At 62.0% G+C, this 24429-nt stretch carries 25 protein-coding genes and 1 pseudogene; 10 read left to right on the top strand and 16 right to left on the bottom strand.

What is annotated here, in order from left to right; all coding sequences use genetic code 11:
• The 4 genes and pseudogenes from RWT78_RS29170 to RWT78_RS04175 all read right to left on the bottom strand — a co-directional run.
• Nucleotides 1–148, bottom strand: a pseudogene (locus RWT78_RS29170) (alkane 1-monooxygenase); the annotation flags it as partial.
• Nucleotides 149–569: 421 nt separating this feature from the next.
• Nucleotides 570–1553: an ABC transporter substrate-binding protein gene (locus tag RWT78_RS04185; RefSeq protein ID WP_218747859.1), complete on the bottom strand. Its 984-nt coding sequence runs from the start codon at nt 1551–1553 to the stop codon at nt 570–572.
• 94 nt (nt 1554–1647) lie between these two features.
• Entirely contained in the window at nt 1648–2505 is an 858-nt protein-coding gene (locus tag RWT78_RS04180; RefSeq protein ID WP_003942997.1) for an AraC family transcriptional regulator, read from the bottom strand.
• A complete protein-coding gene (locus RWT78_RS04175) occupies nt 2502–3446 on the bottom strand; it encodes a D-cysteine desulfhydrase family protein (RefSeq protein ID WP_314674164.1) in 945 nt (314 codons plus the stop codon). The genes RWT78_RS04180 and RWT78_RS04175 overlap by 4 nt, the downstream gene beginning before the upstream one ends.
• A gap of 56 nt (nt 3447–3502) precedes the next feature.
• Between RWT78_RS04175 and RWT78_RS04170 the strand changes: the two genes are divergently transcribed.
• On the top strand, nt 3503–4189 hold the full coding sequence (locus RWT78_RS04170; protein ID WP_314674162.1) for a dienelactone hydrolase family protein: 687 nt from the start codon (nt 3503–3505) through the stop codon (nt 4187–4189).
• Nucleotides 4190–4201: 12 nt separating this feature from the next.
• Here the strand turns inward: RWT78_RS04170 and RWT78_RS04165 are convergent, their stop codons facing one another.
• Genes RWT78_RS04165 through kynB form a run of 3 tightly spaced genes read right to left on the bottom strand, consistent with a single transcriptional unit; the run spans nt 4202 to nt 7681 of the window.
• Entirely contained in the window at nt 4202–5635 is a 1434-nt protein-coding gene (locus RWT78_RS04165; protein ID WP_003943087.1) for an amino acid permease, read from the bottom strand.
• Nucleotides 5636–5687: 52 nt separating this feature from the next.
• Complete coding sequence (gene kynU, locus RWT78_RS04160; RefSeq protein ID WP_054825651.1) at nt 5688–6953, bottom strand: kynureninase; 1266 nt, start codon at nt 6951–6953, stop codon at nt 5688–5690.
• Nucleotides 6950–7681: an arylformamidase gene (kynB, locus tag RWT78_RS04155; RefSeq protein ID WP_314674154.1), complete on the bottom strand. Its 732-nt coding sequence runs from the start codon at nt 7679–7681 to the stop codon at nt 6950–6952. The genes kynU and kynB overlap by 4 nt, the downstream gene beginning before the upstream one ends.
• 136 nt (nt 7682–7817) lie before the next feature.
• Between kynB and RWT78_RS04150 the strand changes: the two genes are divergently transcribed.
• The 3 genes from RWT78_RS04150 to RWT78_RS04140 all read left to right on the top strand — a co-directional run bounded on the left by RWT78_RS04150 (nt 7818) and on the right by RWT78_RS04140 (nt 9347).
• Nucleotides 7818–8309, top strand: coding sequence for an Lrp/AsnC family transcriptional regulator (locus RWT78_RS04150; RefSeq protein ID WP_003943205.1), 492 nt, complete (start codon nt 7818–7820; stop codon nt 8307–8309).
• An 82-nt stretch (nt 8310–8391) separates the two neighbouring features.
• Nucleotides 8392–8610, top strand: coding sequence for a hypothetical protein (locus tag RWT78_RS04145; RefSeq protein ID WP_314674152.1), 219 nt, complete (start codon nt 8392–8394; stop codon nt 8608–8610).
• A complete protein-coding gene (locus tag RWT78_RS04140) occupies nt 8547–9347 on the top strand; it encodes a phosphotransferase (protein WP_314674150.1) in 801 nt (266 codons plus the stop codon). Before RWT78_RS04145 ends, RWT78_RS04140 begins: the two co-directional genes overlap by 64 nt.
• A gap of 49 nt (nt 9348–9396) precedes the next feature.
• Here RWT78_RS04140 and RWT78_RS04135 read toward each other — a convergent pair whose 3' ends face one another.
• From RWT78_RS04135 to RWT78_RS04115, 5 genes are all read right to left on the bottom strand, one after another.
• Complete coding sequence (locus tag RWT78_RS04135) at nt 9397–10023, bottom strand: MBL fold metallo-hydrolase (protein WP_007730862.1); 627 nt, start codon at nt 10021–10023, stop codon at nt 9397–9399.
• Nucleotides 10020–11108 carry an S-(hydroxymethyl)mycothiol dehydrogenase gene (locus RWT78_RS04130; RefSeq protein WP_007730860.1) on the bottom strand — a complete coding sequence of 363 codons (1089 nt, stop codon included), beginning with the start codon at nt 11106–11108 and terminating at the stop codon, nt 10020–10022. Before RWT78_RS04130 ends, RWT78_RS04135 begins: the two co-directional genes overlap by 4 nt.
• A gap of 148 nt (nt 11109–11256) precedes the next feature.
• Nucleotides 11257–12519 (bottom strand): LuxR C-terminal-related transcriptional regulator, encoded by a 1263-nt coding sequence (locus tag RWT78_RS04125; protein ID WP_314674144.1) that lies wholly within the window; start codon nt 12517–12519, stop codon nt 11257–11259.
• Between the two features lie 22 nt (nt 12520–12541).
• Entirely contained in the window at nt 12542–13711 is a 1170-nt protein-coding gene (locus RWT78_RS04120) for a DUF4185 domain-containing protein (RefSeq protein WP_064074987.1), read from the bottom strand.
• Nucleotides 13712–13830: 119 nt separating this feature from the next.
• A complete protein-coding gene (locus RWT78_RS04115) occupies nt 13831–14535 on the bottom strand; it encodes a type 1 glutamine amidotransferase (RefSeq protein WP_037130579.1) in 705 nt (234 codons plus the stop codon).
• Nucleotides 14536–14666: 131 nt separating this feature from the next.
• Here RWT78_RS04115 and RWT78_RS04110 point away from each other — a divergent pair, with 131 nt between their 5' ends.
• The 6 genes from RWT78_RS04110 to RWT78_RS04085 all read left to right on the top strand — a co-directional run bounded on the left by RWT78_RS04110 (nt 14667) and on the right by RWT78_RS04085 (nt 19997).
• Nucleotides 14667–15170: a PASTA domain-containing protein gene (locus RWT78_RS04110; RefSeq protein ID WP_314674140.1), complete on the top strand. Its 504-nt coding sequence runs from the start codon at nt 14667–14669 to the stop codon at nt 15168–15170.
• Nucleotides 15171–15344: 174 nt separating this feature from the next.
• Entirely contained in the window at nt 15345–16085 is a 741-nt protein-coding gene (locus tag RWT78_RS04105) for an amino acid racemase (RefSeq protein ID WP_314674138.1), read from the top strand.
• Nucleotides 16086–16111: 26 nt separating this feature from the next.
• The gene (locus RWT78_RS04100) at nt 16112–16795 is read left to right on the top strand and encodes a GntR family transcriptional regulator (protein ID WP_003942830.1); all 684 of its coding nucleotides are present in this window, start codon (nt 16112–16114) and stop codon (nt 16793–16795) included.
• A gap of 61 nt (nt 16796–16856) precedes the next feature.
• Entirely contained in the window at nt 16857–17234 is a 378-nt protein-coding gene (locus tag RWT78_RS04095; protein WP_003942971.1) for a helix-turn-helix transcriptional regulator, read from the top strand.
• On the top strand, nt 17231–17827 hold the full coding sequence (locus tag RWT78_RS04090; protein WP_047269425.1) for an SRPBCC domain-containing protein: 597 nt from the start codon (nt 17231–17233) through the stop codon (nt 17825–17827). The genes RWT78_RS04095 and RWT78_RS04090 overlap by 4 nt, the downstream gene beginning before the upstream one ends.
• Before the next feature lie 133 nt (nt 17828–17960).
• Nucleotides 17961–19997 carry a YhgE/Pip domain-containing protein gene (locus RWT78_RS04085; RefSeq protein ID WP_314674134.1) on the top strand — a complete coding sequence of 679 codons (2037 nt, stop codon included), beginning with the start codon at nt 17961–17963 and terminating at the stop codon, nt 19995–19997.
• A 6-nt stretch (nt 19998–20003) separates the two neighbouring features.
• Here the strand turns inward: RWT78_RS04085 and RWT78_RS04080 are convergent, their stop codons facing one another.
• The 4 genes from RWT78_RS04080 to RWT78_RS04065 form a co-directional block, all read right to left on the bottom strand.
• A complete protein-coding gene (locus tag RWT78_RS04080) occupies nt 20004–21203 on the bottom strand; it encodes a DUF4185 domain-containing protein (protein WP_192712779.1) in 1200 nt (399 codons plus the stop codon).
• A 173-nt stretch (nt 21204–21376) separates the two neighbouring features.
• Complete coding sequence (locus RWT78_RS04075) at nt 21377–22162, bottom strand: RhlG family 3-oxoacyl-ACP reductase (RefSeq protein WP_314674131.1); 786 nt, start codon at nt 22160–22162, stop codon at nt 21377–21379.
• Nucleotides 22159–23358: an acetyl-CoA C-acyltransferase gene (locus RWT78_RS04070; RefSeq protein WP_314674129.1), complete on the bottom strand. Its 1200-nt coding sequence runs from the start codon at nt 23356–23358 to the stop codon at nt 22159–22161. The genes RWT78_RS04075 and RWT78_RS04070 overlap by 4 nt, the downstream gene beginning before the upstream one ends.
• Nucleotides 23359–23437: 79 nt before the next feature.
• On the bottom strand, nt 23438–24421 hold the full coding sequence (locus RWT78_RS04065; protein ID WP_314674126.1) for an NADPH:quinone oxidoreductase family protein: 984 nt from the start codon (nt 24419–24421) through the stop codon (nt 23438–23440).
• Nucleotides 24422–24429: the final 8 nt, after the last annotated feature.

Raw genomic sequence — 24429 nt, 5'->3', positions numbered from 1 at the left:
AGGAGATGAACGGGCTGAGTGGAATCAGCAATCCGAGCGGCCACAGGTACCTCTTGCGGTCGCGCCAGCGCGGATTTTCGCCGGACGGCGAGTCGGTGTTCTGGACAGCGTTCGATTCGGTACGCCGTGCGTCGGAAGTCGCTGTCATTCGCCGATCTCGCCTTTCGTCCCCTCGAACGATTCGCCCCACGCACCGTTCACGCTCAGCAAACCACGACTCCCGCGCTGACGGATGTGGTCGTGAACGCACGACGCCCTACTGGAAACCCGACCGGGACACATGTCCGGCACGCGCTCTCCCCCGAGTAGCCACTGTTCACCCTGACAGCTGATTCGGACAAAATACCCCATCGATCTGCGGCAATGGACACCGCATCAACCTTTTGCTGCGCCTCGAAACGTCAAGGGTCTGGCAAGACCAGCCCTGGTCCGGTTCAACGAAGTAACGGTAACCAGCCGTGACAGAAATCATAAGCAGAGGACAGGATTCTCACCCGGAGCGGCAACCAAAAGGACTGCGCGCCCTCAACTGGTCAGTTGCGGGCGCGCAGTCAAAAGGTGAGCAAGCCTCAGAGCGTTGCGAACACCTTCGTTTTCACTTCGTTCAGCCAACCGTTCGCGGTCACGAAATCTGTGACGCTCGACTGCAATCCGAAGACGTGCCCGGCCTGCGCCGCCGGCAGCCTCGTGAAGAGGTTGTCGTCGAGGACCGCCTGAACCGCCGCACTGGTCGACCCGTCCGCGTTCAGCGGATACAGCACGACCGTCACACCGTTCAGGATGTCGGCCAACTGCTCCATCGGATAGGACGCGTATCCGGCATCGGTGTAATTGGTCGGAACACCGGGCCCGTACGCCAATCCGAGTTCGTTGACGACCAAATTGCCGATCGCACCGGTGGGCTGCTGAACCGAGAAAGCGCCGGGTGCGTCTCCGAGTGAAATGTGAATCCACTTGTTGGTCGCGATCACGTCGGCGTACTCGCCACGGACACGTTCGAGATTCTCTTCGTAAGCAGTCCGCGTCGACTCGAGCACGTCGGTCTTACCAATTGCCTCAGCAAGCTCGGTGGTGATCTTTTTCCAGTCGCCTCTGCTCTCCCCCTTGACGATGACAGTGGGGGCAATGCCGGACAGACGGTCGAACGCCGCTTGGTCCACCTCGTCGGCATCGCCGACAATGATGTCGGGATCTGCCGCAGCGATCGCTTCGAAGTTCATTTCCCCGAAAGGCCCGATGGTCGGGAGCCCGTCGACGAAGGCCTGCTGCTCCGGCGTGAATTCACTGATCCACTTGCCGTAGTCCTGCACAGCAGCCGGTTTCACTCCGAGAGACATGAGCTGCCAAGGAGTGTCGTACGACGCGGCGACGACGCGCTCAGGTGAAACCGGAACCTCGATGTCCCCGTACGCCGACGCGACGGTCCGGACGTCCGTCTGCTCGGAATCGGCCGACGACGAGGAACAGCCGCTCACCACCATCGCACCTACGACGGCAACCGCCGCCGCTGCGATGACTCTGGAACCGAAAGAAAATGATCGAATTGCGCGCACGCAGAACTCCTACAGGGTGATTGTTTAGCCAACCCTAAGTTCATTCTGCGGCACGGCACAAGTCCGATCGAGGCGCTTAGAGTCGCTGTTCGGACTAGTCCTGTAGCCAATCGGTCATTGGCGCGCGCGGATGATCGATCAGGCTTGCAAACTCCCCCGGTGTCACGCCCATCGTTCGACGAAAAGCCGCACCGAACGCGCTTTCGGAACGAAAACCCGTCTTCCGCGCCACAAACGAGATGCTTCGACCGAGTGCCAGAAGTTGCATCGCGTGATGAGCCCGCAATCGCATACGCCATTCCGAGAAGGTCAATCCGGTCTCGGCCGGAAACCTTCGTGTGAGAGTCCTCGTGCTGACTTTTGCGTCGGCGGCCCACTCCTCGACCGATCGGGTGTCGGCCGGGCTGGCAACCAACTGGTCTGCGATCTGCCGAAGCCACGGCGTCGTCGGCAGCGGTACATCGAAAATCAGTCGCGGAACAGGTTCGACGAGGTCGATGGCAAACGCCTCGGCTCGCCGACGCGCCGCGTCCGTCAAGTCGTCTCGGGTGAGGTGATCGAGTACTTGTTCGAGCAGCGGAGGGGTGGACAAGGCCACCACACGATCCAACCCGGTCACATCGGATGCCACCAACCACGTGCACGACAATTCTGTGCCGCTGCGCGCTGTCACCTCGTGGGGAACAAAGGACGGGATCCACAGACTGACTCCGCTCGGCACCGTGTACACAGTCTCCGGAGTACGGACCTCGAGAACACCGTCGATCGCCCACAGCAATTCGTGATCGCTGTGGCGGTGCATCTCCCAGGTGTAGTCCGAATCGACGGCCAGCCGATTGGTCGCCAACCGCAAGTACCCGTCGGCACTGACGCGCAGCGGTCGAACGACGCGTTGCCACTCGGACAGTTCGTCGAGCGGACTGCTGAGCGGGTAGTCGATCTGCTCGCTCACCGCAGCGTCGACAGTTCGGGATGTCCGAACAGGCCAGGCAACCCACCGGTGTGCAGGAAGACCGTTTTTGATCCCGCCGTGATGGCTTTGCCCTTCACGAGTTGGATCAATCCCGCAAAGGCTCGGCCGGTGTACGTCGGGTCGAGGAAGATGCCCTCAGTACGAGCCAAACATCGGATCGCGCCGGCTGATGCATCCGTGAGCGTCGAATATCCTTGTCCAACTTGGTTTCGCAGGATCTGAAGATCTGCGGCTCGCACGGTCGGACCAGGCATCTCGTCCAACAACCCAGCGACAGTCGACACCGGGTCGGCAACAGCCCCGACGTCGACGCCCACAACTCTGTCGACGCCCAGATGCGCGACAAGGCCTGCCATCGTTCCACCCGATCCGAGTGCAACCACGACGCGATCGACGCAGGCGAGTTGCTGTTCGATCTCGCGTGCGCAGTCCACGTATCCCTGCGCAGCCACCGCGCTGGTACCACCGAAGGGAATGACAAAAGGAACACCGCCCGACTCAGCAATTGCCTCCGCCGCGGCGTCGACCGCGGATGCCGTGTCCCCACCGGCCCAGACGATCTCAGCGCCCGCGAGTGCATCCAGAACGAGATTTCCCTGCGCGGATTCCGGCTCGGCACCACCGAGCACCAGGACACACCGCAATCCCAAACGGGCTGCTGCGGATGCAGTCAACCGAGCGTGATTGCTTTGCGGCGCACCGGTAGTGATCAGTGTCGTCGCGCCGACGGCCAAAGCCTGAGCGCAGGTGTACTGCAGCTTTCGGATCTTGTTGCCGCCACCGCCCAGGCCGGTGACGTCGTCACGTTTGATCCACAGGTCTTCCGGCCCCAATCCGAGTGCCAGCGCGCAACGCGCCAGAGGTTCGACGGGCGTCGGCCAACTGCCCAAGATGATCGGCTGTACGGCGGAACTCAACATTTGACGAGTCTAGTTCGACGGTCCGTCTACAGTCTGGGCTCGCCTACAGTCTGGATATGGGAACTTTCACGACGACCACACACGACGTGCCGCTGACCGTCAGCCGACCGGATTCGCCAGGAGAACCGAAGCATGCGGTGGTGGTTCTCCAAGAAGCGTGGGGCGTGAACAAACACATCGAGAGCATCCTCGAGCGTCTCGCCGATGCCGGCTACCTTGCCGTCGCCCCGCATCTCTACCATCGCGGCGCGCAGACCTCCTTCACCGACTTCCCGTCCGCGAAGGATGCGCTCATGGCACTCGATAGCACAAGCATCGGCCACGACGTACGTGCCGCTGTCGACTACAGCCGATCCGAGGGAGCAGACAGAGTCGGCTCCCTCGGATTCTGCATGGGCGGCACCGCATCCCTGTGGTGTGCCGCCGTACCCCTCGTCGATTCCGCTGTCACGTACTACGGTGGCGGCGTTGCAGAAGCCCGATGGGATGGGATTGCCGCAGGCACCGAACTCGCTGCGCAACTGCAGGTCCCATGGCTCGGCCATTACGGCGACTTGGATCCGAGTATCCCACCCGAGAGCGTCGAGCAATTGCGCGCAACCGCCTGCGACCTTGCCCGGGTGTACCGTTATTCCGACGCCGGCCACGCGTTCAACAACGACACTTCGGCCAGCCACTACGCCCCGAACTCTGCTGCCATCGCGTGGACCCGCACTATGGAGTTCTTCGCCGAAACCCTTTGATTGCAGCGTGAGTCAGGGCACCCGCTTGACCACCGTGCCGGTAATCTCGTCCTGAACCTGCTCAGCCGTCACCGCTCGACTCTGTGCCCGACGTGAGCGGGTGAAGTAGTAGATGCCGATCACGGCGAGGACAAACGGTACCCCGAACACCAAGGTCATCTTGAAATCCTCGACCCACAACGTCGTGACGAGGATCGCGACCATGAGGACACCTCCCAGTATCGTCCCCACCGGGAAGAACGGAATCGTGAAGGAAAGTGTCCGTCCTTCGCTCGCCATCCGCTTGCGAAAGAACCAGTGCGTCACGAAGATCAGCAGCCACGTCGCCATTGCCCCGAACATCGACAGCGAGATCATCAAGGTGAATGCCTGCTCGGGAAAGAGAACGTAGACGATTGTTGCGACGGCGATACCCGACGTCGACAGCAGCAAGGCATTGACCGGTGAGCCGTTGGCCCTGACCTTGCCGAGAATGGCCGGCGCGTCACCAGCACGGGAGAGCGAGAACATCATTCGCGAAGACACGTACAACTGACTGTTCATCGCGGACAGTGCGGCAATGATCACCACGAAGTTCAGCACGCTGTCTGCGCCCGGAATCTTTACGACCTGCATCACCGTGACGAAGGGACTTCCGCCGCTCAAGATCTTGTCCATCGGAGCAATTGCCAGAATCAAAGCAAGGGTTGCGATGTAGAAGACGAACAGTCGGACGATCGTCACACGGAACGCCTTCTTCACCGCCACCGCGGGGTTTTCCGCCTCACCGGCTGCAATGGCGATCATCTCGATGCTCAAGTAGCTGAAGATCGATACGATCACGGCAAACCACATGCCGGACAAACCATTCGGGAAGAATCCGCCACCGGCCGTGTAGTTGTGAAATCCGTAGTCCGGGTTCCCGCTACCGAACACTACGTACGCTGCCATCACGATGAATGCCACGATCGCGAAGACCTTGATCGTCGAGAACCAGTACTCCATCGTTCCGAAGGCCTTGACGTTGAACATGTTCACGCCGATCAGCACCCCGGAGAACAACACGATCCACAGCCACGACGGTACGTCGGCGAACCAGAACTGCATGTATTCACCGATCGCGGTCACCTCGGTACCGACCGCGAGGACGATGCAGGACCAGTAGAGATAGCGGACGAGGAAGCCGATCAACGGTCCGACGTAGAACTCTGCGTAGGCGCCGAACGAACCCGATGTCGCATGTGCGACGGTCATTTCGGCGAGGGCACCCATCAGCAGCAGGGCGATCAACCCGCCGATCGCGTAACTGATGATGACGCTCGGCCCGGCAAAACCGATGGCGAACTTACTGCCGAGGAAGAGTCCGGTGCCGATTGCACCGCCGAGCGCGATCATGCTCATCTGCTTGGGGCCGAGTTCGCGTTTGAGACCTGATTCTCGCTGCTGGATGTTCTTGAAATCACTCATGAAAGCTCCTTGCGAAAGGCGGTACCTCCCGGTCCGCGGAAACTTGGAAGAATCAGGTGACTGCGTCGCGCTCGCGGAATTCGGGGCGATCCCAGGACTTGTTCTCGAGGATGTCTCGCAACACGTCGACGGCATTCCACACGTCGGCATATCCGAGATAGAGCGGAGTGATACCGAACCTCAACACTCCGGGTTCGCGGTAGTCGCCGATGACGCCCCGCGCGATGAGAGCCTTCATGATCGAATAGCCCTCGGGATGAACAAAACTCACGTGCGATCCACGACGCTCATGTTCGCGAGGCGTGATCAACTCCAAACCGTAGGCAGCGCAACGCTCCTCGACGAGGTCGATGAAGAGATCGGCCAGCGCGAGCGACTTGCTCCGAATGTCGGCCATGTCAGCTTTGAGCGCGACGTCGAGACCACATTCGACAAGAGACAACGACGTGATCGGCTGAGTACCACTGAGAAAGCGCCGTATTCCTGCGCCGGGTTCGTAGGCCGACTCCATCGCAAATGGTCGCGCGTGCCCCCACCACCCGGACAGCGGCTGGATTCCGGTGTTCTGATGGCGACGGTTGACCCAGATGAATGCAGGTGAACCCGGACCACCGTTGAGGTACTTGTACGTACACCCCACCGCGAAGTCGGCGTCGGCGCCGCCCAGGTCGACAGCGACGGCGCCGGCCGAGTGTGCGAGATCCCAGATCATGAGCGCGCCACGTTCCTGCACTGCTGCAGTGACTTCCGTCATCGCATACAGGTTTCCGGTGCGGTAGTTGACGTGCGACAACATCACCACGGCGGTGTCTGGTCCTACTGCTTCGGTGAGGTCGCCCGGTTGGTCGATCAGGCGTAGTTCGTATCCCTGATCGAGCAGCGAGATGATGCCCTCCGCAATGTAGAGGTCAGTGGGGAAATTGTCGCGCTCGGAGACGATCACCTTCCGGCTGGGATCCTGTGCAGCCGCGATGGACAGCGCGGAGGCCAATGCCTTGAACAGGTTGATCGACGTCGAATCCGTTACTACCACTTCGCCTTTACCTGCTCCCAGCAACGGGGCAAGTTTGTCACCGAGGCGGACCGGGAGGTCGAACCATCCAGCCTCGTTCCAACTGCGAACCAAGCCGTTGCCCCACTCGTCGCCGATCACTCTCGCGGCGCATTCCTGTGCGGCAATAGGACGCGCGCCGAGTGAGTTTCCGTCGAAGTAGAGAACGCCCTCCGGAATCGCGAACTCGCGGCGGAACTCCCTCAGGGGATCCACTGCGTCGGCCTTGACGCAGTCTTCCAACGAAAGGGTGGTTGTCGATGTCATGACGATTCTTCTCCTGTATGTGTCGGTCTTGAAAGTGATGAAGGCAGAGTCCGGAGCACGGCGCGTACCGGGCTGGCATCGAGGTCGAGGAACTTCAGCGGCAGTGCGATCAACTCGTAGTAGCCTTCGTCGACGTCGTCGAGGCAAAGTCCTTCGAGGATCGCGACGCTACGATCGCTTGCCGCGTGGTGCCCGTCCATGGTCTTGCTGTCCATCGGATCGAACGAGGCGCCGTCGATTCCGATCAGAACTCCACCGCGGTCGGCGAACCAGTGGGTCAGCTCCGGAGAAACACCGGCGAAGTCGTTGTCCCACTCGCGCGGGTACTTCGGGTACGTCCTCAGAATCAGCCGTTGCGGCAGATGGCCGCCGAGTCGCTCCACCGTCTCTTCGACGGGCCTGATGCATGCGGCACCGTCGACCCCCGTCATGTCGACCACCAGTGCTTCGCCGAGATAGGGCTCGAGGGGAACAGAACCGATGGTCGCGCCGTCGATGCGAGTGTGCGCCGGGGCATCGGCGTGAGCACCGATATGCGGAGTGGTGGTGATTCGGTTGATGGTGACGGCGTCACTGCCGCCGAGGTCTGACGTGACAGCGCGGGTGAAGGCGGTATCGCCTGGCCACACGGGCGTCGATTCGGAGATAGGCGGGCTGATGTCGATCAACCGTGCCACCCAGTCGCCCGTGTGTCCGTCGCCCGCGTGTCGGCCGATCCTCGGAAGCATCCAGACCCCTTCGTCGCAACAGTCGACTGTGTCGATCTCGACCGTTTGATATTCGATGTGTTTGGCAAAAGCTAGGATCATCGACGGGCGCGGTCAATAGATGCTGAATATTTTCGCGACGGCAGGGAGAAATCGGATGATAAATGCGATCGAACGGGCAGCTGCCGCAGCTCGGCCGAATCATGTTCGGCTCGACGACGTCGATACAGCGATTCTCCGCGAACTCGTCCGGGATGCACGCATCCCCAACAATGCACTCGCCGAGAAGGTAGGGATAGCGCCGTCGACCGCTCTGGCGCGGATGCGCGCTCTACGCGAATCGGGCGTCATCAAGGGGTTTCACGCAGACATAGACCTCGAGCTACTCGGCCTCGAGATCTCGGCGTTGGTGTCGATTCTGATTCACTCCCACGCCAGGAGCCGGATGACGGAAATTGCCGAGCACCTGAGCGGATTGGATTCCGTTCAGCGAGTGTTCCTGATGAGTGGGGACCGTGATCTCCTGGTACACGTGTCGTGTGAATCCCCTACTCGGCTTCGCGATTTCGTCAGCGCGCACCTCAACGATCCGGCCATCGCCAATACCCAGACCAACCTGATTTTCAGCGAACTGCGGCAGGGTGACTGAACCGCAGCTCTCGCCAAGGCGTCTTCGGGTGCTTCCGAGATCGACACCTCGATTCGAACTTCCCCCACTAGAGTCGGACAGCATGTTGCCACTCGGGTTGTCCATGCTCTGGGAGTCGGTGGAGCCGGAAGCCGCTCTGAAGCAGCGATTCGGATTCAACAGCTTCCGCGCAGCCACCCATTGGGTCTCGGCGGTACTCGAGCAGACTTGGGGATTGACGCCCTCGAATGCTCGCGAATGGCGATCAGTGACCAGAACGCGATCGTGTGGGTTGCGAGCGCCCGCGGTGGGCTGGTGGTGAAGTGGTCGCGCGCCACCGATCGCTTCCCGAAGCTGGAGGCGTCGACGCGACTGCTGAGCGCACTCGCCGGGCAGGGTGCGCCCGTTCCGTCGCCAATCACTTCCCTGAACGGATTGGACCGGGAAACACTGGAAGGGCCTTCGTGCGCAGTGTCGTTCACCGTACTGCCGGAGTTGGCGGGAGATTGGTTGGACGTGCAGGACCACGCGGCGGTCCATTCGGCAGGAGCATGTCTGGCAGAAATACACCGAACGCTCGGCGCCACCCATGTCGACGGATCGGTATTCTCGTCGCGCAGCACCGGGTTGAAGGAGCGCATCGGTGGTTGGCTCGAGAATTTCGACCGTGGGTTCGCACCTGAGGCAACGCGTAGGCTCGTGGGCCTCCTGGCGCGTGCGTCCGAGCTCGATGACCAAACTCAACTGGTACACAACGACTTCCGTGCAGCCAACATCTTGACTCGAAACTCTCGGACCACCGGAGTACTCGACTTCGACGACGTGGTGATCGACCACCGGGTGAGCGACCTGGCCAAGGCAAGCGTCTATCTGGGCACCCTGTTCACCGATTGGCGACCGACACCGATCGCGGTACGGCAGAGCCTGCGCGCCGGCTACGAATCCGTCCGTCCCCTCAGCCGATCCGAGACAGAATGGTTCGAGATCCTCGAACTGTGGCACGGCTTGATGGCAATCCCGGGTGAGAACGACACCGCCGGTTGGGCATCAGCGTTGTGACCAAAGTGGGGACGCCGGTACCGGCGTCCCCACTCCGCTTCTGATCACATCAGGATCCGGCGCGGATCCATTCTTCGAGATGCGGCGCCTCGGTACCGATCGTCGTGCCGTCGCCGTGACCGGTGTGAACCTTGGTCTCGGCGGGGAGCGCAAACAGCTTGTCGCGAATGGACCCGATGATGGTCGGGAAGTCTGAGTACGACCGCCCCGTTGCGCCGGGTCCACCGGAGAACAAGGTGTCGCCGCTGAACAGTTCCCCCGCCTCGGGCAGGTAGAGGCAGGTCGACCCCGGGGAATGGCCCGGTGTGTGGATGGCCAGAATGTCCGTACCCGCCACAGCAATACGCTGATCATCTTCCAAGCTCAGATGCTTCACCCCGGGGTGAGTCATCTCCCAGAGGACATCGTCGGCCGGGTTCAGGTAGATCGGAGCGTCGAGTTTCTCGGCCAGCTCCGGCGCAACGGTGACGTGGTCGTTGTGGCCGTGGGTGCAGACGATTCCGATCACCTTGCGTCCACCGACAGCGTCGATGATCGGCTGCGCGGTGTGAGCTGCGTCGACGATCACCACTTCGTTGTCGTCACCGATCAGCCAGATGTTGTTGTCGACGTCCCATGTTCCGCCGTCGAGGCTGAACGTGCCCGAGGTGACGACGCGATCGACTCGCAATGTCACAGGACCACCACCGAACGGAGAACCTCGCCGCGGTGCATCGTCTCGAATGCCTTCTCGACCTCGTCGAGTTTGATTCGCTCGCTGACGAACTTCTCGAGCGGCAGACGCCCCTGCTGGTACAGATCGACCAGAACGGGGAAGTCACGCTCGGGCAGGCAGTCGCCGTACCACGACGACTTGAGGGCTCCGCCGCGCGAGAAGAAGTCCACCAGCGGCATTTCCAGCTTCATGTCCGGCGTCGGAACTCCCACCAGCACTACGGTTCCCGCGAGGTCGCGGGCGTAGAACGCCTGCTTCCAGGTCTCGGGACGGCCGACTGCGTCGACAACCACGTCGGCGCCGAAACCTCCGGTCAGCTCCTGGACTGCTTCGACGACGTCGTCGACCTCGGTGGCATTGATCGTGTGCGTGGCACCAAGTTCCGTGGCCCACTCCAGCTTTCGTGGATCCCGGTCGATGGCGATGATGGTATTGGCACCGGCCAGGCGTGAACCCATGATCGCTGCGTCGCCGACGCCGCCACACCCGATCACAGCCACCGAATCACCGCGTCCGACGTTGCCGGTGTTCATCGCGGCACCCATGCCGGCCATGACGCCGCAACCGAGCAGTCCGACGACAGCCGGATCGGCCGAGGCGTCGACCTTGGTGCACTGGCCTTCGTGAACCAGCGTCTTGTCTGCGAATGCGCCGATGCCGAGTGCCGGCGTCAGTTCGGTGCCGTCTTCGAGCGTCATCTTCTGCTCGGCGTTGAACGTGTCGAAGCAGTACTGCGGGCGGCCACGCTTACACGCACGACACTGCCCGCATACGGCACGCCAGTTGAGGACGACGAAGTCGCCCACCTCGACGTGAGTGACACCGGGGCCGACGCTCTCGACGATGCCCGACGCCTCGTGCCCGAGCAGGAACGGGTACTCGTCGTTGATTCCGCCGTCGCGGTAGGTCAGGTCGGTGTGGCACACACCGCACGCTGCAATGGCGACCACTACCTCGTTGGCGCCGGGATCGGGAATCGTGATGGGGACGATTTCGACGGGGGCACCCTTGGATCGGGCGATGACGCCGCGTACCTGCTGTGGCATGGCTTTGCTCCTGGCTTCGTGCGATTGAGGACGTGTCGTCACATGGCGCCGTGTTTTCACATTGCGATATGTGCACTCGTTGAAAGGTTAGCCCGAAGCAGGTGCCCGCAACCCTGGTCGAACTGACTGACCGACCTGGCCGAAAGGACTAGGGTGCAGGCTTCACGCCGGCCTCCGCGCCCGCGGCTGCCGCCGCACCCCGACTCTCGACGCCCAGTTTCCGCAGGACCCCGGCAACATGAAACTTGACTGTGCTCTCACTGACGCCGAGTCGCTCCGAGATTGCCTTGTTGCGCCGTCCGGCCACCAGATGCTCGAGTACCTCGAACTCCCGCGGAGCCAGTTCCGTCAGGACGTCGCGGTTCGGTAGGGCGACGGGCGCGTCGAGCGGGATGGTTGCGCTGATCCGGTTCCCCCACCCGGGCGTCGACTCGGATTCGACGGTTCCGCCCAAAGTCTCTACCCTCGAACGTAATTGGCGTTCCACGTCGATCACGTCGGCTTCACCACCACCGTCGTCGCGAATGTCGATCGAGAGTGAAGTCGCGTCGAGCGTCCAGGCCACCCGGATTCGCGAGAGCATCTGCTGATCCGACAAGGCCAAGACCGCGCCGCGGACGACCGCGCGGGCGCCGTGCGCCACTTCACCGGGTAACCCACGCCCGTCGACGGGTGGCTCCACCAACTCCAACGCGATTTCCCGATGCTTGAGCAGCGAACGCAATTCCCCACGCATCCGCGCAAAAGCGGTGGTGGTCGACTCCTCGGCCAACTCGCGGTGCACGTCGACGGCCGAACGCAGGCCGATCAGGGCCGAAGCCGCAGTCTCCCTGGCCGAGGTTCGCGCACGCGTGTCGTCGAGATCCGCCGAGCGCAGCGTCGCCAGCATCGTCTCGAGGGTGGCCGCATGCACCTCCGTCATCTCTGCCACGGTGCGTGCACGCTCGGACGACGCTGCCCGCGACTCGGCGAGATATGCCGGGCTCGCGTTCCGCACCTGGAGCTGAATTCCGGTTGCAGTCACCGCGAACAGTGCCTGGATCAATTCGAGGGATGCCGCCTTCACCGGTCCGGGGTGCGGCGTCAGCATGAGTAGGGTGTCTGTTCGATCGAGCATCGCGAGCACTTCACGGTCTCGGCCGGCGATAGCGCATTTTCCCCGAAATATCTGTCCGACAGTGAGATCCGTACGGATACGGTCAAGTTCGGCGATGGTCACACGATCGACGACAGCTGGATCCCCGGCAACCTTGCGCGGCCTACCGGTGCATTCACGGGTGAAGATCACCAGAGAGGTGTGCGGCGCCATGTCCGCGATCAGCGTCGAAAATCGTCGGCCGATTTCGGGAAGTGGTCCCACCAACACGTCTCGAAGGGCGGTGATCAGTAGCGCATTGTCGGTGGTGCTCACCGTTCAACGATAACCATCCGGTTCACTGGTGCAGCGTGGTCTTCATGAGCATCACGTTGTAGTCGGACCACGTGGTGGCGAGAAAGTAGAGGTCCTGCCCCTGCGACCAGGGGTGCATGTACGCGCCGTAGAGTCCCGGAACCTCGTCGGTGCCGATCACGACGTCCGGTGCGCTCCACGGGCCGGTCAGGTCCGAGGCCGTCCGCAGCACCAGCGCTCCCCACTCGTTGGAGTACATCGCGACGAACTTTCCGAGATAGTTGTTGTACTGCACCGACAGTTCGCTGACATCCCCGTCGAGAACTACTGCAGCGGCAGCAGGATTGTTGGGGACCCATGCCTTTCCGTCCCAGTATTCGTACGCCGCGACGTCCGCGATGGAGGCTTCCTTGACTCGCGAGAGACGCCCCTCGCCAAAGCGTCCGGCGGGGGTGCCGAAGTTGTAGACGTAACCACCGTCTTTGACGAAGGACCCCATCTGGAAGTTGTCGTTACCTGTCAACGGCAGATTGGGCCGGGAGGAGGCCGGTTCGATCTGCCAGGTCTCACCGTTGTCGTGCGAGGACGCGATCTGCGAGAAGTTGGTGACCCACTCGCCCGACCCTCCCCACGAACGTATCGACATGTAGTTGACGTACTGAACGCCGCCCACGGAGATACCCGTCGTCGGAATGCTGCTGGTTTCGACGCCGGTGACTTTCAGACTTCCGATGATCTCGCGCGAGTGATTCGGTCGGTCGGTCGGTGAGGAGTCGATGTTCATGCCGTCGGACAGATTTCCGTCGGAGCTACGGAACAGGACGTTGCTGCGCCAGTCGCCGACCACCCCGGAGCACAGAGGATCAGATCCGATACCGACGGTGTCACCGAAAGCTGTCAGGACCTGACCTGCGCCGTTGTCCCACATGATGCCGAGATCCGTGCCGAGAACGTTGAACCGCTCGACGGTTTGGTTGGGGCTGAGCGCGCCCGTGATGTACTCGACCGCCGAGGTGCGGCCTTGCAATTCCGGCAGTTTGCCATCCGTGCCGTTGAGCCAGGGAATCGGATTGGTCGGCCCACCTGATTGATCCAAGCTCCCGGTGACATTGCAATCCCACGGGGATGCATTGGCCTGGGTCGCCCCCAAGACCGCGGTCGACGCGAGTACACACGTCACTGCTGCTGTCGATATCTTCCGCATCCGGCGCATCGCTCCCCTTTCGCGGGGGAGATCCGGACTCTACGAGGTGTGTTGCTCGACCGGATCGGTTCATCCACCCACGAGAACACAAGGTAACAGGTAAATCGGTCAATCAGGACAAAACGGGCTTATTCGGTGGAGATGGATTTCAACCATTTCTCCATCACGGCTGCGGCAATCTCGAGCCCCTGCGACTCGGCTGCACTCAACTGCTGCATGAAGATGCGCGGACCGTCCGCTCCCAGCGAAGCATGCAGCGAGTCGCGGTACTCGGCCAGTTCCATCCATTCGCGCGCCACCTCGGAGGACGCTTCGAGGTGAAACTGAACGGCGTAACTCTGCTTGTATCGGAAGAGTTGATTCGGATACTTGGCAGAACCAGCGAGCCGCACCGCGCCGTTCGGAATGTCGAAGGTATCCGAATGCCATTGCATTGCAGGAAATGTGGAGGGCAGATCTCCCCACACGGGATCTTGCCGGCCCTCGACAGTCAAGGTGATCTCCTCAACTCCGACTTCAGGCACAGCGCCCGTGTAGACGCGAGCACCCAGCGCCGCGGCGAGCAACTGCGAACCCAGACACACTCCCCACACCGGGACGTCGCTCTCGACCAGATCGCGAATGTATTCGATCTCGGATGCCAACCACTCGACCTCGCCCTGATCGCCGACGCCCATCGGCCCGCCCATCACGATCACGGCGTCGAACCGTCGATGGGCAGGAAGCGGGTCGGTGCCCAGAAGAACAGTCTGCACGTCTCCGTAGCTCTCCAGGACAGGCGAATACGCCGCTGGGGGTTCACACTGCGCGTGTCGTAGTTCCAGAAAATGCATGTAGGCAATTCCTCTCGAATCCGGTGCCGAAAGCCTATGGTTCTATTCGACATAAGGCACATCGACGGCGTCGGATGTGCTCTGCGCTCGAATCTCCGCTTTCATCGCCCCATTACCGACAAGGAACGTCTGTGCGCGCACCACATCTCTTTCCGACATCGATTCGCCCGTCCTCAACTGCCGTTCGCATCGGACTCAGCGCATTCGCCTTGGCGTCACTTGCCGCGTGCTCAGGAACAAGCACCGACAGCGAGGCCGAATCAACATCCACCGCGACCACCACTGCAACCTCGACAACTCAACCCACGACGACTCAGGCTCCATTGACCACCTCGGTGATCGGTACGACGAATTCTCCACTGGCCACGACCCCAGTCGCCGCGGAAGTGACGCCCGCTGCAGCTCCCGCGATCATGCCCAACGTCGTGTGCATGAATCTTCAAGACGCGCAGGACACCATTCAGTCGGCCGGAGTGTTCTTCTCCAGAAGTGCTGACGCAACTGGCGCGGGTCGACGCCAACTGGTCGATTCCAACTGGATTGTCGTCGATCAGACACCCTCTGCCGGAAGTCCTTTCGGGGAAATCGAAGCCGTGCTCTCGGCCGTGAAAATCGGCGAACCGAACCCCTGCTGATCGGCTGAGTTCTCGAACTTCGCAATTCCGGGAACACTGCGCCTTACTTGACAACTACCTCCGACCTCCTTCACTGTAGTCAACATTACGAGTATCCAATATATTGGATGCGAAAGGTTGGATTGCAACATGAAGGTGCCACGAATACGGCGGAGCGCCAACTCTCCGGCGTCCATGAGCGACCCCGTCATCGGAATACTCGGAGGCATGGGGCCCGCCGCTACTGCCGACTTCTACTCCAAACTCGTTGCGCTGACACCAGGTTCGACGGATCAGGAGCACCCCAAAGTTGTCATCTGGGCCGATCCCACCGTTCCCGACCGGACATTGGCACTCACCGAGAACGGCCCTGACCCCACTCCGTGGCTGATCCGCGGTGCGCGCGTTCTCCGAGAGTCGGGCGCGACGACGCTCGCCATCCCATGCAATACCGCCCACGCCTTCCTGCCCGCCATCTCGTCCCAACTGGGACTTCCCGTCGTCCACATGATCGACGAAGTCGCTCGGCACATCCGGACGCTCTCACCCGCCGTCACATCCGTCGGACTATTGGCCACCACGGGGACGGTCCGCACCGGGTTGTATCAACAATGGCTGTCGGAATACTCGATCGACGTCCTGGTGCCCGGACCTGCGTTCCAGGACGAACTGGTGATGCCGGCGATTCGAGCAATCAAGAGCGGCAACGTCGGAGACGAGACCACCGACAAGCTCGTCAGGGCCGCTGATCTTCTCGTCGAATCGGGCGCGCAGGTCGTCGTGGCCGGGTGCACCGAGATTCCGCTCGGACTGCCCGCCGACGCCACAACCTGTCAGATCATCGATCCGGCAACAATTCTCGCCCGCGCTCTGCTCCGGCGGGTTGCGGATGCCCGGAGACACCCTTCGATGGTCGTTTCGGGCTGCCTGCAGTAGGGAGGCTGCAGAGTACGATATCCAGTATGTTGCGTGGCGGTAAACCGGTTGAGCGAGCACGAATGAGCGACATCGCTCTCGAACGCATTCGCGAAGCGATCGTCACCGGTGAACTGGCACCGGGATCGAAGATCAAGGACAGCGAGCTCGCCGAGTATCTGGGCTTGAGCAGAACTCCGGTCCGCGAAGCACTGGCCAGGCTTGTCGACACCGGACTCGTGGAAGCGAAACCCGGTGCGTACACACGCATCACAACCCTCGACCGCGGCGACGTCGAAGCAACACTCGCAGTCATCGAAGCTCTCGACCAACTGGCCGTCGTCACCGCAGTACCGAATCTCACCGACGAGATGATCGGGGCGATGCGTTCGGCCAACAAGGACTTCGCTGCCGCCGTCAAGCGAAACGACATAGGCCGAGCCCTGACCGCTGACGATCGCCTACACAGCGTCATCATCGATGCTGCGGCGAATCCGCTGTTGAAGAAGCTGATCCACCAAGTTCACCCACAAATTCACCGCATCTACTACCGCAAGTTCTCGAGCCTCCTCGGGAGCCAGGACTCCGTCGATCATCACAACAGACTGATCAAGCTGTGCGCAGACCACGATGCCGAGGCGGCAGCGACGCTGTCAGCCGAACATCGACGCCATCTCGGCGGGCTGATCGGCGAACTTTTCGACGCCGACGAGTTCGCGCTCTCGGACTGACCGAGTCCGGGTACAAGTTTCAGCGCTTGCCTATATTGGTCATTGCCGATATAAATGACTGGTGCATGCATTCGACGTTCTCGGAGACCCAGTGCGGCGACGAATCATGGAACTCCTGTCCGGCGGCGAGCGCTCGGCGGGTCAGATCGCCGAAGTCGTGGCAGCGGAGTTCGGAATCTCGCAACCGACCGCGTCCGGACACCTGCGAGTACTCCGAGAAAACGGATTCGCCACCGTCCGCAGCGAAGGCACCAGGCGTCTCTATGCCGTCGAGCCCGCGCCATTGCAAGAAGTGGACCAATGGCTCGACGGATTCCGGCAGTTCTGGAGCGGCCCTCTCGACGCATTGGCCACAGAACTCGCACGCGGGAAACGACGCGGCTCGAAGCGGAGCAGATCTTCACAATCGAATTCTTCCGACGAAGGAGACTCACAATGACCGAGATCGCGAACCAGGACACCAGCCTCACCGCGGTGGAGCGGAGCATGGGTAACCGCGACATCGCAGAAGGTTCGGCTCGAACTGCCGTACTCAAGCGCCGCTACAACGCGTCGGTCGACGACGTCTGGGATGCCATCACGACCCCTGACCGCATCAACCGTTTCTTCCTTCCGGTGAGCGGAGACTTCCAGGTGGGCGGCTCGTACGCCTTCGAAGGCCAGGCAAGTGGCGAGATCCTGGCCTGCGACGCCCCACACCTGCTGCGACTGCAGTGGACACCGCCCGGCGATCGTGGATACAGCGATCAGGTCGAGATCCGGCTGACTGCCGACGGCCCCGACGCCACCTGGCTCGAGTTGGAGCACGCCTCCGTAGCCGATGTCTTCCGCAACGACCCGGACACCGGCTGCTACGGCGTCGGAACCGGCTGGGAAGGCCCACTTCACTACCTGGGCGAATACTTGCGCGGCACTCTCCCTGATGCGCCGAGCACCGAGTGGTACACCTTCGACGAAGCAGAGGAACTTCGTCTGGCCAACTTCCGAGGGTGGGAGTGGGCAAAGATCGAGGCAGAGCACGGCGGCCGATAACGCCCAATTCTTCGAAAACGGTCACAGGATGGCCGTTAGCTTTGTATCGTGACCGAGCTGGACGTATGTCCAGCAGTTTTGGTGGCTTCCTTTCGTGCCACACCTGCTTCGGTCCACGAGAAGAGAGCTCCACATGGCGCCACAACCCGTAGTCGACAACGCGGCCACGACGCGACGCACGCACATCATCCGGACAGTTCTCGCTGTCCTCGTCATCGCACCGCTGTCGATTGCGGCGTTCTACATGTGGGCACTGTGGGATCCGGGCGACACGGTCAACCGCTTGCCCGTCGCCATCGTCAACGCCGATGCCGGCACAGAACTCGACGGAATACGTCTGCAAGCCGGCGATGAAGTTGTTGCCGCGCTCGTCGAGAGCGGAGACGTTGCATGGAAGGTCGTCTCGGAACAAGAAGCCGCCGACGGCGTCAACGACGGCACCTATTACTTCTCTGTCGTCATTCCGAAGACTTTCAGCGCGGATGTGGCCAGTGCCGCATCGGGTTCGGGCCGCAAGGCCGAACTCGACGTCTTGTACAACGATTACAACAGTCTGGTCGCCGGCCCGGTCGGTGAAAGCATCATCGCTCAGGTGCGCTCGGCGGTCTCCGAGTCGATCGGCGAACAGTCCATCGACCAGGTGCTGGTCGGGTTGGGTGAACTCGGAACAGGATTCGGTGAAGCAGCAGCAGGAGCGCAACAGCTGTCCGACGGATCCTCCGAAGCGCTTGCCGGAACCAACGAGCTCTACGCCGGAAGCAAGGAACTCGCCACCGGCATGGGCGAAGCAAATCAAGGCGGCAAGGAGCTGGCCGCCGGAGCCGGCGAGCTGGCTGCTGGAGCGAACGAAGCTGCTGCAGGCTCAGGCGAGCTGAGCAGCGGACTCAACCAGTTGGTCGGGGGCACCGACGAACTCGGCGCAGGCGCCCGACAGATCAGCGAAGTGGTCGACATGGTCACCACCCCGGTACTCGACCTCGCGGGGTCCTCGGACGCCGTCGTCGGTCAGATCGACGCCCTCACGTCGATGCTTCGAAACTCGGCCGATCCGGTCTCCGCCGGGCTCGTCGAAGCCCTGGGTGGACTGCGGGCTTCCCTGACCGCACAACCGTCGGACGACGACGTGATCGGTCAGCTCGGCCAGCTTCGCGACGGCGCGCGGGAAATCTCGCGGCAGCTCACTGATCCGAGCAGCGACTACCGTGGTGGGCTCCTTGCCGCCGCGGCCGGTGCAGGTGAACTCAACACCGGCCTGGGCCAACTGTCCGACGGTGCAGGCCAACTCGCTACCGGTGCACAGGAACTCTCCACCGGGCTGGGGCAGTTGGACACTGGAAGTATTGCGCTCCGTGACGGTCTCGGGCAGCTATCGGCCGGCGTCGGCGAGCTCGACGCGGGTAGCGCGGAACTCGCCACCGGTTTGTCCGACGGTGCCGCCCAGGTGCCGCAGTTCTCGGACGACGAGCGCGCCACCACGGCCAATCTGCTCTCGTCCCCGGTTGCCGTCGACGCGCGGAACAACTATCCCGCAGCCGGTTTCGGACCGGGAGCCGTCCCTGCCGTGATCTCGGTGGCACTGTTCCTGTGCGGAATTCTCACGTGGTTCGTCGTCCGTCCACGACGCGGACGTTCACTGAACTCGCACACCAGCGTGGTGCGTGAGGGGCTGCGCCGCTACCGCATTCCCGCCCTGGTCACCTTGGTCGCGGCGCTCGTGTTGTCGGTGGTGTCACTGACCGTGGCAAACGTCGAACCACCTAGTGTCCTGGCGATGATCGCAGTGATGATCCTGGTGGGTGCCGCCGCGGTCAGCTCGGGCAGGCTCTTCACCGTTGTGTTCGGAGCCGTCAACGGAACCTTCATCGCTTTGGGCGCCTTGATGATTCAGATCTTCGCCTTCGGCGCGGTGTACCCCATCGAACAGATGCCGACGGTTCTGCAGTGGCTGCACGCCCTGATGCCACTCACGTGGGCGCGCAACGCCATGCGCATGGTCCTTGTCGGATACTACGGCCCGAAATTCTGGGTGGCGGTAATCGCTCTGGCTGCCTTGGTGATCGGAGCCGTCCTGTTCACCATCTGGTGGCGACGGCGACAAGAACCGCCGACCGACGACGACGACGCGCCGATCACCGAGGAGATCGTGTACCTCCAGCAAACGCAAGCGTGAGCCGGATCAGCGAACGAGCGTCGTACGCATCAACATGACGTTGTAGTCGGCCCACGTGGTGGCAAGGAAGTACAGATCCGAACCACTGGACCACGGGTGGATGTATGCGGCGTAGATACCGGGAACCTCGACCAGATTGACCAGTGTCTCCGGTGCCGTCCACGGACCGACCGGACTGGGAGCGGTTCGCATCACGATCGAACTGAACGCGTCGGCGTACATCGCCACGAACTTGCCGAGGAACTCGTTGTACTGAACGGAGACCTCACCGATGCGGCCGTCCATGACGGGTACGGCCGCAGCGGGATCGGCAAGGATCCAGCCGTTTCCGTTCCAGTACTCGTAGGCGGAAAGATCGAGGATCGCCCCCTCGGGCACGCGAGAAAGTCGAACCTCGCCGGATCGTCCCGCGGGGGTTCCGTAGTTGTAGACGAACCCGCCGTCCTTCACCATCGAGCTCATCTGGAAGTTCTCGCTACCGGCGACGGGGGCGACACCCGCGGGAAGAACCCCACCGATGTTGGGGCGCAGAGTTTCCGGACGAGTGGTCCACGTCTCGCCGTTGTCCGAGGAGGTAGCAATCTGTGAGTAGTTTGTACTCCACTGCCCGGCCTCGCCCCAGTTGCGCACCGACATGTAGCTCAGATACTGCACACCGTTCACTGCGATGCCGCTCGTGGGGATGCTGGAGGCCTCGACACCCGGAATCTTCAGACCGGAAATGATCTCACGCGCCTGAGCTGTGCCGTCCATCGGCGCACTGTCGATGCGCATACCGTCGGCCAGTACCCGATCCGAGCTGCGGAAGAGTACATTGCTTCGCCACTCGCCCACCAAACCGTCGCAGCCGGGGTTACGACTGAGCCCGGTGGTATCGCCGAAAGCGGTCAGAATCTGCCCCGCACCGTTGTCCCACATGATGCCCAGGTCGGTACCCAGGACATTGAAGCGATCAACGGTCTTGTTTGGACTGTATGTCCCGGTGACCTTTTCGATCGCGGCAGTACGACCGGACAGACCTGGCAACCCTCCGGTGTTGCCGTTGAGCCACGGTGCCGCATTGGCCGGACCACCGCTACTACCGACGCCACTGACTCCGACGCATCCCGGCGCAGCCATCGCCGGCGAAGCCACCACCGTGACGGCAGCAGCTGCCAGAGCAGCAACTACCCCGAACACCCCCAACGATCTCCCCGCGCGAAACATGACTCCCCCAAGGCCGGGATTGTTGGTGTTGTCGTCGTCGTTCCCCCCGAACCTCGGATAATCTAGCAACTGCAGTCACAGACAACCCAATCAGACAAAGGTACGAAAAGGCCTGAAAGTCATAGTAGTTCAGACTTTCAGGCCTTTTAGGACAGAGGAGATCGGTCAGTAGGTCAGCGCGCTCCGCTCGCACCGCCGTCGAGTGGAATCACCGCGCCGGTCAGATAAGCCCCGGCACGTGAAGCCAGGAAGATGGCAAGACCTGCGGCATCCTGGGGAGTTCCGACCCGGCCCAACGGGACCGAGTCCGCCACAGCCTTTGCACTCTGTTCGTCCTCGAGGAGGAATGCCATCATCTTCGACGGGAACGGGCCCGGCGCAATGGCATTGACCGTGATCTGTTCCCCCGCAAGCGTTGCCGCGAGCTTGCGCGTCAACATGTGCACCGCAGCCTTACTGGCTCCGTACGAGAAGTTCTCCGAACCCGACACCACGAGTCCGTCGATCGATCCGATATTGATCACGCGCGCGGGATCTTCCGCCGTGGCGGCAGAACGCAACTGCGGCAACAGCTTCTGCGTCAAGAGGAAGATTGCCTTGACATTGATGTCGAAAATCTTGTCGAAGCCGGCGGCCGGAAAATCGTCGACGGGAGCTCCCCACGTGGCACCGGCGTTGTTGACCAGTACGTCGAGCGTCGGCGAAATCTCGGAGACCTTCGCAACGAGGCTCTCGATCCCCTCGTCCGTGGACAGATCGGCCGGATGCGAGATGCAGGTGCCGAACTCCGAAAGCTCTCGCGCGGCTTCGTCACAGGCTTCGGCTTTTCGGGCCGAAATGACGACCGTCGCTCCGCCTTCGACAAACCCGCGAGCGATCATGTATCCGATGCCGCGTGATCCACCGGTGACCACAACGGTCTTGCCACTGACGTCGAACAGTCCCTCGATCAAGCTCATGCGACCTCGAAAAGCCCGGCAGCACCCATACCGCCGCCGATGCACATGGTCACCACCACGAGCCTGGCTCCGCGCCGTTTTCCTTCAAGAAGAGCATGGCCGACCAGACGAGCCCCCGTCATTCCGTACGGATGGCCGACAGAGATACCGCCACCGTCGACGTTGTACTTCTCGGGATCGATCCCGAGCTTGTCGCGGCAGTACAGGGCCTGAGAGGCGAAGGCCTCGTTGAGTTCCCAGAGATCGATGTCGTCGACCTTCAGGCCGTGAAGATCCAGCAGACGCGGAATCGCGAACACCGGTCCGATGCCCATCTCGTCGGGAGCGCAACCCGCGACAGCCATGCCACGGTAGATACCGAGAGGAGCCAACCCGCGGCGTTCCGCCTCGCCTGCCTCCATCAGTACCGATGCCGAAGCGCCGTCGGAGAGTTGAGACGAGTTGCCCGCAGTAATGGACGAATGAGCACTGACAGTCCCGTCGGCCAGAACCGGTCGCAGACTCGACAGCCCTTCCAACGTGGTGGAAGCGCGGTTGCCTTCGTCGCGGGTCAGCGTCACGGACTCGCTGCGGATCTCACCCGTCTCTTTGTCCTGCACTTGCTTGATCGAGGGCAGCGGGACGATCTCGAGATCGAACCGACCTGCGTCCTGGGCCGCTGCGGTCCGCTGCTGCGAGACGAGCGCGAACTCGTCCTGCTGCTCGCGCGTCACTCCGTAGCGCTCGGCGACGATCTCGGCCGTGTGCAGCATCGGCATGTAGATCGACGGCTTGTTTGCCTTCAGCCACGGATCAGCCGCGCGGAAGTTGTTCATGTGATCGTTCTGGACCAACGAGATCGATTCGACGCCGCCGCCGACCGCGATCTGCATTCCGTCGTCCACGATCTGCTTTGCTGCGATCGCGATGGCCATGAGCCCGGACGAGCACTGACGATCGATCGTCATTCCGGAAACCGAGTCCGGAAGCCCGGCCCGCAGCACCGCTTGCCGTGCGACGTTGCCGCCGGAAGATCCCTGCTGCAGCGCGGCGCCGAGGATGACGTCCTCGACCTCGCCGCCCTCGAGGCCCGCGCGCTGAACTGCATTCGAAATGGCATGTGCAGCAAGCTCTTGAGCCTGAGTGTTGTTGAACGCGCCGCGGTACGCCTTACCGATCGGGGTACGGGCGGTGGAAACGATGACAGCTTGCCTCATCGGGGAAACCTTTCGTCGAACACGAAGTGCTGTGCGCCTTTATTAACCGCCGGGGGTTGATAAAGGCGCACAGCAAGAATCAGGGCTGGAACACGACGCGACCGACCGTGGTGCCGTCGCCGAGGCGACCGATACCGTCGGCAACGTCCGTCAACGACAGCCGCTCACTGATCAGTGGTTTGACCAAGCCGGCATCGGCGAGCCTGGTGAGCTCGACGTGGCAGTCGTCGATGGCCTGCTGGTTGTAGGCCTTGTACAGCCCCCAGTGCAGTCCGATGATCGAATAGTTCTTGATGAGAGCGTGATTGAGTGCCGGCTGTGGGATCGTGCCCCCGGCGAAGCCGACGATGACGATCCGTCCCTCGAAGGCGATGCACTTGGTGGACTTCGCGTATGCGTCGCCGCCGACCGGATCGAAGACCACGTCGGCGCCCTTGCCGCCGGTGAACTCCTTGACCGCTGCCACGAAGTCCTCACTGTGACGGTCTACGACGAGGTCTGCGCCGAGCTTGCGCGCGTACTCGGCCTTGTCCGGGCCGCCGACGACACCGATGACCTTGGCGCCTGCCGCCTTGCCGAGTTGGACTGCCGCACTACCGACACCACCCGCAGCAGCGTGGACCAACAACGTCTCCCCCTCGAGCAGTTGGGTGCGGCGATGCAGAGCGAACCACGCTGTCTGATAGCCGATGCTCAGAGCGGATGCTTCCGCGTCGTCGAGAGCCGACGGCGCCGGGAACGTGTTGTTCTGATCCAGTACCGAGTACTCGGCGAATCCGCCGGACGGCAGACTCGGATTACCGATCACCCGGTCCCCCACTGCGAATTTGGTCACCGATTCACCGACCGAGACCACTTCACCACACAGTTCGACACCGGGTGTGAAGGGCAGCGGCGGCTTGATCTGGTACTCACCCCGGCACATGAGGACGTCGGGGAAGTTGGCCGGAGCCGCCAGCACCTTGACCAACATCTCCGTCGCATTCGGGGTGGGATCCGCGGTCTCCTCCAACGCGAGCACATCGCGGGGTTGACCGAGTTCGTTGACGCGCCAAGCCTTCACAGCAATTC

It is taken from the genome of uncultured Rhodococcus sp., from assembly GCF_963525155.1.
GTDB lineage: Bacteria > Actinomycetota > Actinomycetes > Mycobacteriales > Mycobacteriaceae > Rhodococcus_F > Rhodococcus_F qingshengii.
This window is presented reverse-complemented; position numbering and strand designations above follow the sequence as displayed.

What these genes read in the sequence shown, in the direction of transcription:
- RWT78_RS04075 (WP_314674131.1), bottom strand. Translation starts at nt 22,162, where the DNA reads ATGAGCTTGATCGAGGGACTGTTCGACGTCAGTGGCAAGACCGTTGTG.
- RWT78_RS04170 (WP_314674162.1), top strand. Translation starts at nt 3,503, where the DNA reads ATGGGAACTTTCACGACGACCACACACGACGTGCCGCTGACCGTCAGC.
- RWT78_RS04130 (WP_007730860.1), bottom strand. Translation starts at nt 11,108, where the DNA reads ATGCCACAGCAGGTACGCGGCGTCATCGCCCGATCCAAGGGTGCCCCC.
- RWT78_RS04175 (WP_314674164.1), bottom strand. Translation starts at nt 3,446, where the DNA reads ATGTTGAGTTCCGCCGTACAGCCGATCATCTTGGGCAGTTGGCCGACG.
- RWT78_RS04100 (WP_003942830.1), top strand. Translation starts at nt 16,112, where the DNA reads ATGTTGCGTGGCGGTAAACCGGTTGAGCGAGCACGAATGAGCGACATC.
- RWT78_RS04085 (WP_314674134.1), top strand. Translation starts at nt 17,961, where the DNA reads ATGGCGCCACAACCCGTAGTCGACAACGCGGCCACGACGCGACGCACG.
- RWT78_RS04120 (WP_064074987.1), bottom strand. Translation starts at nt 13,711, where the DNA reads ATGCGCCGGATGCGGAAGATATCGACAGCAGCAGTGACGTGTGTACTC.
- RWT78_RS04090 (WP_047269425.1), top strand. Translation starts at nt 17,231, where the DNA reads ATGACCGAGATCGCGAACCAGGACACCAGCCTCACCGCGGTGGAGCGG.
- RWT78_RS04070 (WP_314674129.1), bottom strand. Translation starts at nt 23,358, where the DNA reads ATGAGGCAAGCTGTCATCGTTTCCACCGCCCGTACCCCGATCGGTAAG.
- RWT78_RS04150 (WP_003943205.1), top strand. Translation starts at nt 7,818, where the DNA reads ATGATAAATGCGATCGAACGGGCAGCTGCCGCAGCTCGGCCGAATCAT.
- RWT78_RS04080 (WP_192712779.1), bottom strand. Translation starts at nt 21,203, where the DNA reads ATGTTTCGCGCGGGGAGATCGTTGGGGGTGTTCGGGGTAGTTGCTGCT.
- kynB (WP_314674154.1), bottom strand. Translation starts at nt 7,681, where the DNA reads ATGCTTCCGAGGATCGGCCGACACGCGGGCGACGGACACACGGGCGAC.
- RWT78_RS04145 (WP_314674152.1), top strand. Translation starts at nt 8,392, where the DNA reads ATGTTGCCACTCGGGTTGTCCATGCTCTGGGAGTCGGTGGAGCCGGAA.
- RWT78_RS04105 (WP_314674138.1), top strand. Translation starts at nt 15,345, where the DNA reads ATGAGCGACCCCGTCATCGGAATACTCGGAGGCATGGGGCCCGCCGCT.
- RWT78_RS04115 (WP_037130579.1), bottom strand. Translation starts at nt 14,535, where the DNA reads ATGCATTTTCTGGAACTACGACACGCGCAGTGTGAACCCCCAGCGGCG.
- RWT78_RS04140 (WP_314674150.1), top strand. Translation starts at nt 8,547, where the DNA reads ATGGCGATCAGTGACCAGAACGCGATCGTGTGGGTTGCGAGCGCCCGC.
- RWT78_RS04165 (WP_003943087.1), bottom strand. Translation starts at nt 5,635, where the DNA reads ATGAGTGATTTCAAGAACATCCAGCAGCGAGAATCAGGTCTCAAACGC.
- kynU (WP_054825651.1), bottom strand. Translation starts at nt 6,953, where the DNA reads ATGACATCGACAACCACCCTTTCGTTGGAAGACTGCGTCAAGGCCGAC.